Source organism: Verrucomicrobium sp. BvORR034 (assembly GCF_000739635.1).
GTDB lineage: Bacteria > Verrucomicrobiota > Verrucomicrobiia > Verrucomicrobiales > Verrucomicrobiaceae > Verrucomicrobium.
This window is the reverse complement of record NZ_BATQ01000147.1, coordinates 21,713-37,964: the sequence shown is the minus strand read 5'-3', so window position 1 is coordinate 37,964 and position 16,252 is coordinate 21,713. Positions and strand designations below refer to the sequence as shown.

At 61.8% G+C, this 16,252-nt stretch carries 12 protein-coding genes; 6 read left to right on the top strand and 6 right to left on the bottom strand.

The window, feature by feature from the left end:
* Positions 1 to 4: 4 nt before the first annotated feature.
* The 3 genes from BV034_RS25975 to recG all read right to left on the bottom strand — a co-directional run bounded on the left by BV034_RS25975 (position 5) and on the right by recG (position 4,947).
* Complete coding sequence (locus BV034_RS25975) at positions 5 to 1,447, bottom strand: OmpA family protein (protein WP_050029870.1); 1,443 nt, start codon at positions 1,445 to 1,447, stop codon at positions 5 to 7.
* 71 nt (positions 1,448 to 1,518) lie between these two features.
* Complete coding sequence (locus BV034_RS25970; RefSeq protein WP_050029869.1) at positions 1,519 to 2,682, bottom strand: trypsin-like peptidase domain-containing protein; 1,164 nt, start codon at positions 2,680 to 2,682, stop codon at positions 1,519 to 1,521.
* Between the two features lie 129 nt (positions 2,683 to 2,811).
* Positions 2,812 to 4,947, bottom strand: coding sequence for an ATP-dependent DNA helicase RecG (gene recG, locus BV034_RS25965; RefSeq protein ID WP_050029868.1), 2,136 nt, complete (start codon positions 4,945 to 4,947; stop codon positions 2,812 to 2,814).
* Between the two features lie 102 nt (positions 4,948 to 5,049).
* Between recG and BV034_RS25960 the strand changes: the two genes are divergently transcribed.
* The 3 genes from BV034_RS25960 (at position 5,050) to BV034_RS25950 (ending at position 8,538) form a co-directional block, all read left to right on the top strand.
* On the top strand, positions 5,050 to 6,000 hold the full coding sequence (locus BV034_RS25960) for a histone deacetylase (protein ID WP_050029867.1): 951 nt from the start codon (positions 5,050 to 5,052) through the stop codon (positions 5,998 to 6,000).
* Positions 6,001 to 6,062: 62 nt separating this feature from the next.
* Positions 6,063 to 7,355, top strand: a complete 1,293-nt coding sequence (gene bioA / locus BV034_RS25955; protein ID WP_081888118.1) for an adenosylmethionine--8-amino-7-oxononanoate transaminase — start codon at positions 6,063 to 6,065, stop codon at positions 7,353 to 7,355.
* A 103-nt stretch (positions 7,356 to 7,458) separates the two neighbouring features.
* Complete coding sequence (locus BV034_RS25950; protein ID WP_050029866.1) at positions 7,459 to 8,538, top strand: hypothetical protein; 1,080 nt, start codon at positions 7,459 to 7,461, stop codon at positions 8,536 to 8,538.
* A 228-nt stretch (positions 8,539 to 8,766) separates the two neighbouring features.
* On the opposite strand, the gene BV034_RS25945 is transcribed toward BV034_RS25950, so the two are convergent.
* Together BV034_RS25945 and BV034_RS25940 are read right to left on the bottom strand one after the other, a co-directional pair.
* Entirely contained in the window at positions 8,767 to 9,891 is a 1,125-nt protein-coding gene (locus tag BV034_RS25945; protein WP_050029865.1) for a M23 family metallopeptidase, read from the bottom strand.
* A 39-nt stretch (positions 9,892 to 9,930) separates the two neighbouring features.
* Complete coding sequence (locus BV034_RS25940) at positions 9,931 to 10,692, bottom strand: hypothetical protein (RefSeq protein WP_050029864.1); 762 nt, start codon at positions 10,690 to 10,692, stop codon at positions 9,931 to 9,933.
* 103 nt (positions 10,693 to 10,795) lie between these two features.
* On the opposite strand from BV034_RS25940, the gene BV034_RS25935 reads away from it, so the two are divergent.
* Together BV034_RS25935 and BV034_RS25930 are read left to right on the top strand one after the other, a co-directional pair.
* Positions 10,796 to 13,141, top strand: a complete 2,346-nt coding sequence (locus BV034_RS25935) for an alpha/beta hydrolase family protein (RefSeq protein ID WP_050029863.1) — start codon at positions 10,796 to 10,798, stop codon at positions 13,139 to 13,141.
* 240 nt (positions 13,142 to 13,381) lie between these two features.
* The gene (locus BV034_RS25930) at positions 13,382 to 14,566 is read left to right on the top strand and encodes an SGNH/GDSL hydrolase family protein (RefSeq protein ID WP_050029862.1); all 1,185 of its coding nucleotides are present in this window, start codon (positions 13,382 to 13,384) and stop codon (positions 14,564 to 14,566) included.
* A 27-nt stretch (positions 14,567 to 14,593) separates the two neighbouring features.
* Here the strand turns inward: BV034_RS25930 and BV034_RS36455 are convergent, their stop codons facing one another.
* Positions 14,594 to 14,836, bottom strand: a complete 243-nt coding sequence (locus BV034_RS36455; RefSeq protein WP_050029861.1) for a DUF4332 domain-containing protein — start codon at positions 14,834 to 14,836, stop codon at positions 14,594 to 14,596.
* A gap of 163 nt (positions 14,837 to 14,999) precedes the next feature.
* Between BV034_RS36455 and BV034_RS25920 the strand changes: the two genes are divergently transcribed.
* Positions 15,000 to 16,238, top strand: coding sequence for a class I SAM-dependent rRNA methyltransferase (locus BV034_RS25920; RefSeq protein ID WP_038171644.1), 1,239 nt, complete (start codon positions 15,000 to 15,002; stop codon positions 16,236 to 16,238).
* Positions 16,239 to 16,252: the final 14 nt, after the last annotated feature.

The window sequence follows — 16,252 nt, the reverse complement described above, 5'->3', positions numbered from 1 at the left end:
AGCATCAGAAGTCGAGCAGGATCTCCGCACGCCGGTTGCGGGAGCGTCCTTCAGGATTGTCGGAGCCATCGGGATTGGCGTTGGGGCTGAGGGGCAGCGCCTTACCAAAGCCGACTGTCTCCACCTGCGGCGGCGGCACGCCCTGATCCAGGAAGTACTGTTTTACGGTCGCGGCGCGTCGCTGGGAAAGAGCAACGTTGTACAGGTCGCTGCCCTTGGCATCCGTGTGGCCGCCGATCTTGAGTTTCTTACTGGGGCTGGCCTTCAGGATGGAGGCCACAATATTGAGCTGCGCCTGGGCACGTGGATGCAATATCGTCTGATCGTACTCGAAGTAGAGGGCGATGCTCTCGCCTCCTTTCGGGTTCTGCACCAGCGGGGTGTAGGGAATGCCGACCATCGCAGAGGACCGGGCATTGTCTGCCAGCAGGCGGGAGAGGTTCAGCCCGATGATACGCCAACCGCCAGCGAGTTTCTCCATCTCCAGGCCGAACTCGGTTTCTTCCTTGTAGATGTCGGAACGCACCTTGGCGATGATCCAGCTAGAGGTCTCGGTGGAAACGGTGGCGACCAATGGCTTGTGATCCTGCAGGGAGTACTTGCCGTCTTCGAAGACGATGCAAAGACCGGCCAGTTTCACCGGTGGGATCTTGCCCTCATCCACATACGCCCGTGCTGTGTCGTAGTCGAGCTTGAGCAGGGCGCGGACAAAATTGCTGGCATGAGTGATGGCGTCTGGCTCGGAGTCCACCACGAAGAGTGACTGGCCAGTGCCTGCTGGAAGGGGAGGCCCGCCAGCGGGGTTGATCATGGGGGCGCCAGGAGGGATCACGGCGGCAACGGCGATCTCCAGATCCTTGGGCAAACGCAGCTTGTGCACGCGCCAGCCCATGTTCGGGTCTTTGACGACGTCGATCTGCAAATTGAGATCGGGGGCACCGCCCTGGGTGCTGGAGAGCGGAATGGAAAGGCGGACCACGCCTTCGGTCTGGCCCAAGGTTTGCACCAGGCTCACGGCCCCGCCCTTGTAGCCGAGCTCCTTGATCTTCTCCATTACGCCCAGGCTTGCTGCGGCCTGTGAGGGATCACCAGCAGCCACGAGGCCGGCGGCCGACTTCAGATCGCCTTCTGCCAGATTTCGAGTGAGCTGTTGGGCGAGATCTTGGGGCCGGGCAAAGCCCAGAGTTTTGGGTGCCGCAGCTTTCTTGGAGGCAGCGGTTTCCGCACCGGGAGCAGGGGAGCTCTTTGGGGCGGCCGATGGAGGCGCTTCTGTCGCCGGTTGCGTGCTGGTCTGTGGATCAGAGGCGGGTTTCTCTTTTTCGATCCACTTTTTGGTGAATAGAAAAAACACCGCAGCACTCATGGCCAGTGCCACGATGATAATCAAGAGCGGCCCGAACGCGCCACCGCGGGCGCGAGAACGGATGGAGCAACGGGCGTTGGACATAAGCATGTAATGTTCCAACCTTTCACCCATTGCAACAGCCGGAGGCGCGTTTGTCGAGCCTGGACTGTTCCTCAGTTGGTTGCGGGTCGTGGGGCGATCTCGGCTTTGATGTTGAGGATGTGTCCGTCACGGACCACAATCATGGGAATCTCCTGCCCGGGGCGTGCTTTGGCAATCATCAGCATCAGCTCATCCACCGAGTTGAAAGTCCGCGGGCCGAACTGCATGATGACATCTCCCACCTGAATGCCGGCCTTGGCCGCGGGGGACTCCTGGTTCACGGTTTCCACCATGGCGCCGAGCGTGGTGCCCAGTGCGGAATCCACCGCCACGGGTTCAGGATTTACCTCGATGCCCAGAAAGCCCAGCACCGGAGCGCCGCGGTTCATGATGGCTTGAAACGATTCCTTCACATCATTGGAGGGCACCGCGAGACCCACGCCTTGCCAGGCCTGGTTGGTCACCGCTCCGCGGGTGAAGATGGCCACGTTGATGCCGATGATGTCTCCGTAGATGTTGACCAATGGTCCACCTGAGTTGCCGGGGTTGATCACGGTGTCTGTCTGGAGCAGCGAGTTGGACGTGTCGCTGAAACGGCGCTGCGTGGCGCTGATGATGCCCTGGGTCACGGTACCGGTGAGGCCAAAGGGATTGCCCACGGCGAAGACGATCTGTCCAGCGCGCGCATGGTCCGAGTTGGCAAAGTTCAGCGCGGGGAAGTTGTTTCCGCCACCCACGATCTTGAGCACCGCGATGTCCCGCTGGCTGTCAGCGCCGATAATCTCGGTCTTGTAGGACTTCCGGTCGTTGGTGGTGATCTTGATCTGCGTGGCGCCTTTGATCACGTGGTAGTTGGTGATGACGTGACCTTCCTTGCTGACGATGACGCCGGAGCCCAGGCCGGGCGATACGTCGTTGCGGTAGCCGCGCAAGTAGCCAAAGATGTCCCTGACCGCCACACGACTGATGGTGGCGGTGTCGATGCTCACCACGGAGGGCAGGACGGAGCCGGCGAGTTTGGCTGACTCTTCACTGAGCTTGGCCAGACCTGGGACATCTGCTGCCGTCAACCTCGCTGCTGAGGGGCTGGTGAACTTCTCCGGAGTGGTGCTGTTGGTCTGGATGTAGTCAAACAGGCTCTCACCACCCTGACGCGCCTGCCACTGCCGATAGAGCCAGGTGGCGGCGAAGAATATGATGATGACAAGAAGGATGCGGCGGAATTGTTCAAGCATGTCTCAAAGAGGTACGGCAGCCAGGTTGGGAGAGATGGCCCGGGCGTCCTTCCCTTGGAAGGGGATGGGCCGGGGATGTTAGATTTTTTTCGTAGTTCTGGAATTCGGGAACGAAGATGAAACGGAAGGTTATTGCATGGTGCCCTTGCCAAACACTTCTTCGCCCACCAGGGCGCGCAGGTGGGCGTGTCCGGGCTGAAGCAGTTCCGGATCTGCCTTGAGCGTCCGTTCGGCCAGGCGTCGAGCCGTGGTGACCAGCCGCGTGTCGGCGAGCAGGGCACCGAAGCGTAGCGGGGACTGGCCGCTCTGGGCGCTGCCGAGCACATCACCAGGGCCACGCCGGACGAGGTCTTCTTCCGCAATCTTGAAGCCGTCCGTGGTTTCCTCCAGCAGCTTGAGCCGCGCCATGGCCTCTTTGTCACCCTTGGGAACGAAGAGGATGGCGTAGGAGGTGTGAGCCCCCCGGCCGATGCGGCCGCGAAGCTGGTGCAACTGGGCCAGACCGAAACGGCCGGAGTCGTGGATGATCATGACGGTCGCGTTGGGGACATCCACGCCCACCTCGATCACCGTGGTGCTGACCAGGGCCTTGACGCTGCCTTCTCGAAACTGCCGCATCACCGACTCCTTGGCGTCGGTGTCCATGCGGCCATGCAACAACCCGATGGCATGCGGGGCCAGTCGTTTGGTCCACTCTTCCAGCCCGGTGGTCGCGGCCCCGGCATCGAGCTTTTCTGACTCGTCGATCAAGGGATAGACAATGTAGCACTGCCGTCCTTCTTCGAGACGGGCCAGGACAAACTTCGTGACCTCCTCCACCTTGGTCACCTCCCGTACCGCGGTGATGATTTTGCCGCGTTCTTTGGGCCGCTGGTCAATGGTCGAGACATCCAGATCCCCATAGAGGGTGAGCGTGAGGGTTCGAGGAATCGGTGTCGCCGTCATCACCAGCACATCCGGTGTCTCGCCCTGCGCGATGAGCCGGGCCCGCTGGGCCACCCCAAACTTGTGCTGCTCATCGATGACCACCAGCCCCAGGCGGGGGAGGTTGCCCGCGCTGCGCTCATAGAGCAGCGCGTGAGTGCCGATGACGATGTCGGGGCCGCGATCGGCTGCAGGGATCTGGGGAGCGCACGCTTCCAGCGTGCGGCATTCCGCATCGAAATCCAGCACCCTGTCCGCTGTACGCAGTGCGACGCGAATGCCGAGGGGCTCGAGCCAGCGGCGGGCGTTCTCGTAGTGTTGCTCTGCGAGGATCTGGGTGGGGGCCATGAGGGCCCCTTGGCGACCTGCCTCCACGGCCATGAGCATGGCGGCCAGGGCCACCACCGTTTTGCCGCTGCCGACGTCACCATGCAGCAACCGGTTCATAGGCTGAGGCAGGGCCATGTCGGCCAGGATCTCATCAAGCGAGCGGCTTTGGGCTCCCGTCATCTGAAACGGCAGAGTTTCCAGGAACGCCGCCAGCAGTCGTCCCTCCGCGCGCTGTGGAGTGCCGCCGTGATGCTTGAACTGCAGCTTCCTCCGCACGGCGCGGAGCTGCATGAGATAAAACTCTTCCAGAGCCAGGTAGCGCTGGGCCTGAGTGAGTTCATCGAACCCATCCGGATGGTGCAGGGTGCGCAGGGCGGTGGCACGGGTCATCCCGGCAAAATCGCCACCCGCCTTGGGCCGGGGCAGGATGTCCGGCAGGGCGGCGGCGGGGAGTTGCTCCATCACCTGCCACGTGGTGCGGCGCAGGGGCTTCTGCTTCAGTCCGCCCCGCAGCCGGTACACGGGGACGATGCGGGAGGAGTGGATGCCGGCCTCGTCGTCGTCCTCTTCCCCACGGACGATCTCGTACTCCGGGTGGTCCATGAGGAGGCGGTCCTTTATTTCCTTGATCTTGCCGTACACCATGAGCTCCATGTCCACGGCCAGGACCTTTTGCAGGTACACCATGCCGAACCACCGCAACGTGAGCTGCTGGTGCATGGGATTGGCTTCTGCCGCCTCCACCACCGTTTCAAACACGCCGCCGCGTTGGCCAAAACGCAACACGCGCGTCTTCAGCACCCGGACATGGTGGCACACGGGCGTCTCGCTGGGGCAGAACCCTTTGAAGTCCATGCGTCGCCGGTCTTCATGGCGGGCCGGGAAGTGCAGGACCAGACCGCCCACCGTGGCGAGTCCCTCCTTGGCCAGCATGCGCACGGCTGCGGGACGCAGTCCCTCCACCTGATCAAGCGGGGTATCGAGGCTGATGACGCTGGCGGCGGAACTCATGGAAGATGCGAGGTGTTGTCATGGCTCTGGCCAAGCGGGATTGCAAGCAGCGGCCCAGGCATCCTGCATTGACACCGGAACGCCGGACTGCTCCCATAGGGCATGGCTGCCCCCACTTCTGGACTCGTACTTGATGCCATCAGCGCAGAGCATGACACCGGAGGCGGGCACCCGGAGTCGCCGCAGCGCTACCAGGCAGTGGCCCGGGCGCTCACCGCTGCGGGCCTGACCAAGACGATGACAACCATCGCCTCCCGGCCAGCCACGGACGACGAAATCCTGCTCTGCCATACACGGGTGTACTTGGAAGCTGCCAAGCGCGACGTGGCAGCGGGCAAAAGCGACCTGAGCACCGGCGACACCGCGATCTGCCCGCGTTCCCTGGATGTGGCGCGTCATGCCACAGGCAGTGTCGTGGAGGCGGTGAATGCGGTCATGACCGGGAAGCTCAAAAATGCCTTCTGTGCCGTGCGGCCGCCGGGGCATCATGCCCGCCCTGCCCAGGGCATGGGCTTCTGCCTCTTTAACAACGTGGCCGTGGGGGCCCGGGTGGCCCAGAAGAAACATGGAGCCTCCAGGGTATTGATCGTGGACTGGGACGTGCACCACGGCAACGGCACGCAGGACATCTTCTATGCTGACGGCAGTGTCATCTTCGCCAGCACTCATCAGGCCCCGTGGTATCCCTACACCGGTTGGGCCGAGGAGAAGGGGGAGGGAAAGGGGAAGGGGATGATCTTGAACTTTCCATTCCCGGCTGGAGCGGGCTATGGCGAGATCGGTGGGGCGCTGGAGCATCACATCTTGCAGGAGGCGGCCAAGCTCAAGCCGGATCTCGTGATGATCTCAGCAGGGTTTGACTCCCGGGTGGATGATCCTTTGGGGCAGTTTCGACTCACCGACGCGCATTTTGCCGCCCTCACCAAGACGCTCATGAAGTTCGCCGACGAGCATTGTTCCGGAAGACTGGTTTCGGTATTGGAGGGCGGCTACAACCTCGATGGGCTGGGCAAGGCGGTGGCCTCCCACGTGACTGCCCTATCCGGGGGTTGATGCCTCTGCCATTTGGGTTCATGGGAGGGGCGGCATCTTCAAACTCCCCCCTCCCAACACGCTTGAACTACGCGGAACTCGACAAGGCCTACACCTGGCATCCCTTCACCCCTATGCGCGACTGGTGCGCGCCGGAGCATGAGCCCCTCATGCTGTGCAGTGGTCACGGTGCTTATCTGGTGGACCAGCACGGCAATCGGTATCTGGACGGGAATGCTTCCATCTGGACGAACATCCACGGACACTGCCATCCGCGGATCAACGATGCCATCAAGGCGCAGCTTGATCAGGTGGCGCACACCTCGTACCTCGGTTTTGGCAATCCACCGGCGGCTCAACTGGCCAGCGAACTTGTGGGCCTGTTCCCTGATGGCGGGCTGGAGAAGGTCTTTTTCTCAGATAACGGCTCCACCGCGATTGAAGCGGCAGTGCGGATGTCTCTCCAGTTCTGGCGGCAGAACGGTCAACCTGGTCGGGACGTCATTTTAGCGTTCGATGCGGCCTATCATGGCGATACTCTGGGCGCTGCGAGTTTGGGCGGCATCCCCCTTTTCAAAGGGAGCGCCAACCAGTTTGGCTATGTGGTGCAGCGGGTGCGAACGTTTGAAGACCTGGCAGCCCTCCCGGCCGATGACTTGCAGCACATCGCGGCGGTCATCATTGAGCCTCTGGTCCAGGGGGTGAACACCATGCGGGTCTGGCCGAAGGGCATGCTGAAGGCCCTGGAGACCTGGTGCCGTGGGCAGGGGATCTTCCTCATTCTGGACGAGGTAATGACGGGGTTCGGCCGCACCGGCACGATGTTTGCCTGCCAGCAGGAGAAGGTGGTGCCGGATTTCCTCTGTATGGCCAAGGGGCTCTCGGGTGGGTACCTGCCGCTGGCGGCCACTTTGGTGAATCAACGGGTGTACGAGGGGTTTCTCGGGGCACCTTCAGAGGGGCGCACCTTTTTCTACGGGCACAGCTTCACCGGCAACCAACTCGGTTGCGCTGCGGCGCTGGCCAGTCTGGCCGTCTTCCGCGAGGAGAAGGTGCTGGAACAGCTGCCTGCCAAGATCAAGGCCTTCGATCGCTTCCTGCAAGGGTTGACCGACCTGCCCCACGTGGTGGACGTCCGGCGCTGCGGTTTGATCGCGGGTATTGAGCTGGTGAAACAGCGCTCGCCGCGGCTGGATTATGATACGGCGGAGCAGGTGGGGGCCCGCGTGTGCGTGGCTGCCCGCAAGCATGGGCTGCTGACGCGTCCCATTGCCAATACCATCGTCCTCATGCCGCCGCTCTGCGTGGTGGAGTCCGAACTGGAGACGATGGTGAAGGCTGTGCGACTCGCGGTCGAGGAAGTGTGCGGCGGATGAGGCTCCAAGTGGGGCCGCGGAATAGGAGAATTCGGCCTAATAAGGTGGGAGAGCTGGGCGTTGAAGCCGTTCGTACTCCTCTTTGTCCAGAGCTATTGCCCGCATGAACCGCCCTCTTGCTTCCCTGCTGATCGTTGGAATTCCTCTTGCTCTTTCCGCGTGCGGCAAGAGTGAAGCCACAGTCGTCAAAGCGACTCCGGAGGCCGTGAAGGAGGTCGTCCAGCAGGAGACGAAAGAGGCGGTCGCGACGGCTCCTGTGGAATCCGTGAAAGCGGATGAAGTGCTGAAGACGGACCAGCCTCAACAGGCCGCGCCAGCTCCGACAACGGCCCCGCTTTCGCCCTTTGCGGTGACGGATTCCCTCTCCGGGCTGGGTGACTTCGGCAGTGGTGAACCCATTGAACGTCAAGATCTTCCGGAGCGTGGGGTGATTGCCTTCAAGGTGGCCAAAGATCAAAGCACCTTCGCCCCCATGGAGCACTGGGAGCAATACAACTTCCCGTTCCAGTCGAAGCGCTGGGGCCGCTACAGTGTCCGGATTTCGTATTCGCTCAAGTCTTCCACGCTGGGTGTGCAGTTCAAATTTGGTGATCTCCGCCTGAAGAAGACCCTGGTAAGCACCAGTGGCGCGACCAAGCGGCTCTACATCGGCGACATCTACATCCCACAGGGCGGTGACCAGTTCATGGCGTTCTACACTCCCAATGGCGTGGCGTGGTCCACGTTCGTCTTGGAAGAAGTGGCCTTGGTACCCACCCAGGAAGGAGAGGAAGTGAAGCCCACTGAAGATGGCTCTCTTCAGTTGCTGGCCAAGGACGCCACGACCTGGAGCGAAAACATGCGCTATGAGCCCAAGCCGGAGAAGAACTGCCTCGGCTTCTGGACAGAGAAGGAAGACTTTGCCGAGTGGGAATTCACCGTGGACAAAGCGGGCAAGTACAATGTGACCGTGCACCAGGGCTGCGGAGCCGGTGGCGGCAGCGAGGTGGCCATCCAGCTTGGTGAACAGGCTCTCACGTTCAAAGTGCAGGACACCGGCGGCTTCCAGAAGTGGGCTCCGGTGAATGTGGGTGAACTGGAGATCAAGGAACCCGGCACCTACCGCCTGGCTGTGAAGCCCCAGAGCAAGAACGGCGGGGCCATCATGGATGTGCAGAAGATCATTCTCGCTCCAGTGTCTTGAGGTGAGAGTGCGCGGCCGGACCCGTCATGCGGGTCTGGTGTCTCAGGTGAGCGCTCTGTGCTGAACAGCCGGAGTTCCCGGGGGGGCGGCGTCAGCAAGGTGGAAGAACCGTCTCGGTTCTTGCTTCCGTGCCATCCAGCGTATGCATAAAGAGCCGAGACGGCTCTTCTACTTTTCCAAGGCTTCGCTGCCTGTCGAAATACGCCAGCGGAGCGACTGACACCCTTCCTATCCCTTCTTCTTTACGGACACTTTCCTGCTCTCCTCTTCCTTAGCCGGTGCCGGGGCCACAAAATCCCCTGAGACCAAGTCCAGGAAGCGTTTGCCTGAGGCGGTGAGGGTGCCTTTTTCTCCGCTGCCGGCGATGTAGCCGCGGGTGTAGTAACCGTGTGGCATGCCGCGATCCTTCACCCAGGTGATCTGGGCCTGGGTCACGGTAAGCGCGCTGGGCTGGACGCGTATGGGCAGACCAGAGTCGCCAAAGGTGATTTCCCAGGAAGGGGAAGGGGCGGCTGGCGAGTCTCCCAGCCAGGGGTAGTGGCTCAGCAGTTCCAGGTCACCTTTGCGCGGAACCACGGCTTTCCAGGTGGGCTCTGTGTTACGGACAAAGCTGGCAATGGTCAGCGCCGGGTCTTTCTGGTGCGCCAGGTAGAAGGCAGCAATGTTGATTCCCGTCAGGTTAATGCCGTTGTAGATGCCGTGTTTGTTTGGGCTGGGGCGGAAGTTCAGGGCGTGCCAGTCGTCGAAACGACTACTCAACATGAGGTTGAGCTCCAGGTGGACGTGGGCCCGCTTCTGGTTCAGCCCGCTGCCGGTGTAGCCCATGACGCCCAAGGGCGTGCCGAGGTGGACTTCCTGCCCTGGCTGCACGCCGATCTTGCTGAGATGGGCGTAGAGGGAGAAGAAGGAACCGTCGGGAGTGTCGTGCTGTACCACCACGTAGCGACCGTAGTTGCTGGCCCCTGCGAGTTGAGAGCAGTGCACCACTTTGCCCGGGGAGATGGCCCGGACTTCGTCGGTCGGATCGCCAGCGGCATCCCGTTTTGTCGGAGCAATGTCGATGCCTTCGTGGAAGGCCATCAGCACCATGTCACTCCCATGCCTGACCGGGCCGCGCACGTACCCGTACTGGCCGCCTTCCCACGGACTGGAGACCTGATTTTCAAAAATCCGGTCCACATACATGTAGAAGGAGGCGTTGTCCCCACGCAGAAGCGCATCGTTGTCGGTAGGCAGGGCCAACGGGAACGATGCGGTTGGGGTGGGGGGCGTCCCCAGCGTCGATGGGGCTTGAGCGATCAAGCTGGCAGCGGCGGCCAGCAGGCAGGCGACGGCGGGGACGATCCGGATCATGCTGCGAAGACGGGTGTGCGGGCTTTTTGTGGCTGAAACTTAACGGCGGGGCAACAGCGGCTCGGTGGGGACGGTCGGGACTGGGTTCGTCGGAGGAATATACGGCTCAGGGGCGCCGGGGCGGGCGGGCGTGGGAGCCGGGGTCGGGTCGGCGCCTTCCACAGGGATGCGGCTCGTCGTCGGAGCGGCGGGCAGGCTGGGGACTTCAGGCTCCGTGGGGCGGCCTTCCTTGCGGGCCTTCTCCTTCGCCTTCTCCTCAGCCTTGTGGGCTTCGTACGCGTCTTTGCGCTCGCGCTTGCCTACGGGTGCCATGTCCATGTTTTTGGACATGGAAGGCGGTCCGCCGGGTTTGATCCGCGGGATCTTCTTGTCCATCTGTGCGATGACTTCGTCCGATACTCCTTCCCAGATGGTGATGAGGCCGTCGGTGACGGGTTCATCCATGACCACGAAGTCGGTGGGCTTGCCATTCACCATGGCGATGAGGTATTCCCCTTTGCGGGCGCGGGTGATGATTTCCAGCGAGCCTTTGCCACGAAAATCCAGTTGAAGCGCGATGCCCTTGGCGTTGCCGTTTTCGGCAGGGAATGGGTGGAAGGCCACGACGTTCTCCTGAGAAACTTCCGGGATGAGCTTGAAGAGCATGCGCTGGGCTCCCATGTCGAGCGGGAAGTAGGTCTTGGGAGGATCCTGCTCCGAAGCCTGGGCATGGAAGGTGATGGAGTACGGGACCTTTTTGCTCATCCCCACAAGGAGCGGCGTGAGGATCAGGGCAAGCAGGAAAGGGACAAGGCGCTTCATGGCGGAGATTCAAACGGCAGCGGGCGGAGAATGCAAGAGGGGACTCGCAGGTGAGGAGCGGCAAATGTTGACCAACGGCTGCCGATTTGGTTCGCTTTGATCCATGCACTTCCATTTTGGCTGGATTCCGGTGTGCCTGGCCCTGGCGGGCCCGGTTTTGGGGCAGGAACCGTTGGCAGGCACCACCCCACTGGAGGAGGCGACCGGGGATGCCCGATCAGCGGCGATGGTGGCAGACATCGATCAGTTTGCCACCCGCCTCATTCAGGAGGCGGAGGGAGAGCGGGCGGCGTTCTGGAAGCGGGATCTCAGTTCTGCCAAGGCATACGAAGCCTCAGTAGAGCCCCAGCGCGCTCGTTTGGCGACGATCCTGGGAGTAAACAAACTGGATGTCCGCATGCCGATGGTGGGGCTGGAGTACCTGAGCTCATCAGTGCATGAACTGCGTCTGGCGGAGGCGGCAAAGTATGTGGTGCACGCCGTGCGTTGGCCGGTGCTGGACGGCGTGAACGGGGAAGCCATCTACCTCAAACAACGGGGAGAAGCGACCGCCTGCATCGTCCTCCTGCCGGATGCCGACCAGACTCCTGAGGAACTGGCTGGTCTGGTGGAGGGCAAAGAGGTGCTCGGGCAGGCTGCGCACGAACTGGCCCTGGCAGGGTGTGACGTGGTCATCCCGGCCCTGATCAACCGCCAGTCTGATTTCTCGGGCAATCCCGAGCTGGGCTTGCGCACCAACCAGTCGCACCGGGAGTGGATCTACCGGCAGACATTCGAACTGGGCCGGAATGTGGGGGGCTACGAGCTCCACAAAGTCCTGGCGCTGGTGGAGTGGATGAACGCAAGGAAGGTGCCAGTGGGCGTCGCAGGCTATGGCGAAGGCGGGCGGCTGGCTCTGATGGCGGCCGCCTTGGACAAGCGGATCGATGCCACCCTGGTGAGCGGGGCGTGGGAGGAACTGGAAGCAACCTGGCAACGCCCACTGGAACGAAACGGGTTTGGGCTGGTGAAGGAGTTTGGCGAGGCCGAAATCGCCAGTCTGGTGATGCCGCGCCCCCTCATCATCGCCCACGGCCAATATCCCGTTCTCCCTGCCCCGGTGGAGCTTGCTGGGGGGGTGAGGAAAAACGCAGCCCCTGGCAACCTGGCCACACCTGATGAGGACGCAGTGAGAAAAGGAATCAAGCGGGCTCGTCAACTGGCAGGGGACAAGTTGACGGAGCATCTCCGGCTCGTGATCGCCGACGAAGGGGAGCTGGCGATCTTTCCCGTGGAAGCTGTGGGCTGGCTTCGCAAGGCGCTGCGACTGGGCAAACTGGACGCACCTTCTGAACTGCGCATTCGTCGCGGGTCTCTGCCAGATGACAGGGCCCGGCAACAGCGTCTGGTGAACGAGCTGGTGGATCACGCCCGGCGGGCGCTTCAGGTTTGCGAGCGCCAGCGGAACACTCTGGTGTGGAAGCCGCTCACGACGGCCAAGACCGACGCAGAGCGGTCCTCCACCACGGCGAAGCTACGGGAAAGTTTTTGGGAGGAGTCGATTGGGCGCCTGCCTGATCCTGTGGGGCCGCCTGCTGCCCGGAGCCGTGTTCTGGACCAGAACTCCGAGTTCGCGACTCATGAGGTGATGATGGAGGTCTGGCCCGGCGTGCCGGCCTGGGGTTATTTGCTTGTACCGAAGGGTATCAAGGAAGGCGAGCGGCGCCCGGTGGTGGTCTGTCAGCACGGATTGGAAGGCCTGCCGGAAGATGTGGTGAACGAGGCCCCCTCAGCCAAAGCCTACGGGGCCTATAAAGGCTTCGCAGCGACCCTGGCCCGCAAGGGCTATGTCACGTTTGCCCCGCATAACTTCTACCGCGGCAAGGACCACTTTCGAGTCATCCAGCGGAAGCTCAATCTCGTGGGGCTGAGCCTGTTCTCCGTTATCATCGGGCAGCATCAGCAAACGCTCGCCTGGCTGAAAACGCAGCCCTTTGTGGATGGGGATCGAATCGCCTTCTATGGCCTCAGCTACGGAGGCAAGTCCGCCATGCGCATCCCCGCGGTCTTGCCGGATTACTGTCTTTCGATCTGCTCGGGTGACTTCAACGAGTGGGTGCGAAAGTGCGCCACCGTGGACCTGCCTTTGAGCTACGTTTACAGCGGCGAGTATGAAATCTGGGAATGGGACCTTGGCAACACCTTCAACTATGCAGAGATGGCGGCGCTGATTGCACCGCGGCCCTTCATGGTGGAGCGCGGGCACGATGATGGCGTGGGCTTGGATGAATGGGTGGCCTACGAGTACGCCAAGGTCTTCCGGTATTACAACAAGCTGGGACTGGGGGAGAAGTCTCGGATCGAATATTTTAATGGTCCGCACACCATTCATGGGGTGGGGACGTTTGAGTTTCTGGAGCGACACTTGGGAGCGGGGAACCGGCAGTCCGGTGATTCAGTAATTCGGTAGAACAGTCAGCCTGTTGGGGTTCGAGGTAATTTGTGAGAAAGGGTGGATCATGGGCCGTAGAGAGGTAGCCGTCCTGCATGCGGGGCGGAACTCGAACCATGAAAGTGGAGCGGAGAGGGTTGGAGTTCCGCCTTTAGGCGTGTCAGTGGGCCTTGTGCGTTTCTCCTGCAAGATGGTGGTCGATTGATGGCGTTTTTGTTGAGGCTCAGTAAAGGAGCTACTTTTGTTTTCCACCTCCCCATGAAACGCCGATCCTTCATCACGACCACTCTCTCCCTTTCCACCGTCCCGCTCATGGCCCAAAAAGGGGCCACGGTGATTTCACCTGAGGGAGGCAAGTCCGCGACGATCACCTCAGAACCGGTGCCCAGCTCCATCCCGGCGCAGCCTGCCAAGCCTGCGGCCAAGCCGTTGACCTGGCACGATGCCGCTCCTTATCTGGAAGGGCGGGGCTGGCCGGATGAGGCCCGCAAGCGGTACTATGATCGCTTCCCTTCTGGGGCGGAAGGCAAGGTGACGGACACGGTGTGGAATCTGAGCCGCGACAGCGCGGGCATGCTGGTGCGCTTCAAAAGCAACGCCACCAACATCCAGGTGCGGTACAAATTGCTTAAAGCCAATCTCGCCATGCCGCACATGCCAGCCACCGGGGTGAGCGGCGTGGATCTCTATGCCAAGGCTGAAGATGGCAAGTGGCGCTGGGTGGGAGTGAGCAAGCCGGACAAACAGGAGCTCCAGGCGGATCTCACGGGTACGATCAAGGGAGAGGCTCGCGAATGGATGCTGTATCTGCCGCTGTTCAATGGCGTGGAGAAGTTGGAGATCGGCGTCAGTGAGGGGGCCACCTTTGAGGGGCTAACCGCTCGACCCAAGCCGGTGGTGTTCTACGGCACCTCCATCACCCATGGGGCTTGTGCGTCGCGTCCGGGCATGGTTCATACCGCGATCCTCGGACGTCGGCTGGACCGGCATGTCATGAACCTCGGCTTCTCCGGCAACGGGAAGATGGATGCCGCCGTTGGCGATCAACTCGTGAAGCTGGACCCGGCAGTGTACGTGATCGACTGCAACCCGAACATGGGCGCGGAGTTGATCCGTGAGCGTTGCGTCCCTCTCGTCAAACAGCTGCGGGCTGCCCGGCCCAAGACACCCATTGTGCTGGTGGAAGACCGTCGCAATACGAACTCCTGGATTCACCCGGATCGCGCCAAGTACCACACCGACAACCACGTGGCGCTCAAGGAAGCCTTCGACAAGCTCAAGGCCGAGAACGTGACCGGTCTCTTCTATCTCCCGGGCGACAACTTGCTGGGAGACGACTCCGATGGCGCAACGGATGGCTCGCACCCGAGCGACCTCGGCTTCTTCCGTCAGGCGGATGCGTTTGAGCCGGTGCTGCGGGAGGCATTGAAGGCCGCGGAGTAGCGGCCTTGCTTGGGTTGACCTTTTTCGTCAGGCGGCAGTGCCCCAGGACTGCGCCTGGCGAATCCATTCCCGGACCGTGTCCAGCGTCGGGAGCTTCCGCACCAGACGTTGTTCGGAGTTCACTTCCTCCATCCAGCGCAGCAGCTTCTCTGGCTGGTTCTTTGCCAGATCGGTGGGCGAGCTGATGCCGGAGGCGCTGAGCAAGGAGGCAAAGGACTTCTCTGCGGCCGGGAGGATCTGGGTCAGGGGCGTGATGTTGTTGGTCGTCATGTCCAGGGGAAGGGAGGGGTAGTGGGCTCCCCTTTTAGCCACGGTCCCGGCCCTTGTATGTAAAATTGGGTCCCATCCAAAATAGGGGGGTACCTTAAGTCCATGCTCCTCTTTCAGGGTTGCGAGTGACCAGGATCGGGGTATCAACCTCAGTTCCAAATCCATGCCCGCTCCCAGCCACCGCCGCCCCGTCCGTCCCCGCCAAGTTCCCACCGGAAGCGAGGGCTGGTCCACGCCCTGGGTGCAGATCAAGTACTACAATTTCCACCCGAATTTCTTCCCCAACATGATCATGGCCGCTTCGCCTGATGCGAAGCGTGGGGATGCGGTCACGGTGTACGACAAGGAGGGGAAGCCTTTCGGGCACGGATTTTTCAGCCCGGGGGCCCGCGTGCCGTTGCGCGTGTTCCAGCATGGTGCGGAACCCCTTGATCCCGATCATTTTACCAAGGCGCTGCGCCAGGCGGTGGATCTGCGGCTGAAGACTCTGGCCCTGCCCCAGCAGAGCGATGCCTTCCGCGTGGTGCATGCGGATGCCGACGGCATTCCCGGCCTGATGGTGGACAAGTTTGGCGAGGTGCTGGCGGTGGAGTTGAGCAATGCCTCAGCCCTCCAGCGGGCAGGGGAATGGATTCCTCTTCTGCATGAACTGCTGGGCACGACCCAGGCAGTGGTGCATTTCGACGACGCTCCGATCCGTGCCGAAGGGTTGGTACCCCATCAAGTTCTGGAGCAGGTGAATCAGCTCAGTGCCCCGGAGGCTGGCACGAAAATCACTGAAAACGGCATGCGGTTCCATGTGAACTTTGCCGAAGGCCACAAGACAGGTTTCTTCTGTGACCAGCGGGACAACCGGGCCCAACTGGGCCGCTGGGTGAAGGACTGCCGCGTGCTGGACGTCTGCTGCTACTCCGGCGGTTTCTCCGTGGCGGCCAAGCTTGGCGGTGCCGCCGAAGTCATCGGCGTGGACTTGGACGAAAAGGCGGTGGAGCAGGCCAAGAAGAACGCCAACCTGAACCAGCAGCGCATCGACTTCGTGCATGCGGATGCCTTTACCTACATGCGCCAGATGCAGCGCAACGGGGCGACCTGGGACGCGGTGGTGCTGGATCCGCCCAAGCTGGTTCATTCCCGCGAAGGGTTCGAGGAAGGCAAGGCCAAGTACCATGACCTTAACAAGCTGGCCATCTCCCTGGTAGCCAAGGGCGGGCTCTTTGTGACCTGCTCCTGCTCCGGTCTCATGCCGGTGGAGCAGTTCGAGGAACTCGTGATCGGCATTGCCCACCGCAACGGGCGCAAGCTGCAAATCCTGGACCGCACCGGGGCGGGTTCAGACCATCCGGTCATGTCGAACTGCCCCGAGAGCCGCTATCTGAAGGCGCTCTGGGCGCGGGTGTTTTAGAAGCCAGGGAGTAG

Bases quoted from the DNA above. Each gene is read 5' to 3' on its own strand.
- BV034_RS25975 (WP_050029870.1), bottom strand. From the start codon at position 1,447: ATGTCCAACGCCCGTTGCTCCATCCGTTCTCGCGCCCGCGGTGGCGCG.
- BV034_RS25970 (WP_050029869.1), bottom strand. From the start codon at position 2,682: ATGCTTGAACAATTCCGCCGCATCCTTCTTGTCATCATCATATTCTTC.
- recG (WP_050029868.1), bottom strand. From the start codon at position 4,947: ATGAGTTCCGCCGCCAGCGTCATCAGCCTCGATACCCCGCTTGATCAG.
- BV034_RS25960 (WP_050029867.1), top strand. From the start codon at position 5,050: ATGGCTGCCCCCACTTCTGGACTCGTACTTGATGCCATCAGCGCAGAG.
- BV034_RS25950 (WP_050029866.1), top strand. From the start codon at position 7,459: ATGAACCGCCCTCTTGCTTCCCTGCTGATCGTTGGAATTCCTCTTGCT.
- BV034_RS25945 (WP_050029865.1), bottom strand. From the start codon at position 9,891: ATGATCCGGATCGTCCCCGCCGTCGCCTGCCTGCTGGCCGCCGCTGCC.
- BV034_RS25940 (WP_050029864.1), bottom strand. From the start codon at position 10,692: ATGAAGCGCCTTGTCCCTTTCCTGCTTGCCCTGATCCTCACGCCGCTC.
- BV034_RS25935 (WP_050029863.1), top strand. From the start codon at position 10,796: ATGCACTTCCATTTTGGCTGGATTCCGGTGTGCCTGGCCCTGGCGGGC.
- BV034_RS25930 (WP_050029862.1), top strand. From the start codon at position 13,382: ATGAAACGCCGATCCTTCATCACGACCACTCTCTCCCTTTCCACCGTC.
- BV034_RS36455 (WP_050029861.1), bottom strand. From the start codon at position 14,836: ATGACGACCAACAACATCACGCCCCTGACCCAGATCCTCCCGGCCGCA.
- BV034_RS25920 (WP_038171644.1), top strand. From the start codon at position 15,000: ATGCCCGCTCCCAGCCACCGCCGCCCCGTCCGTCCCCGCCAAGTTCCC.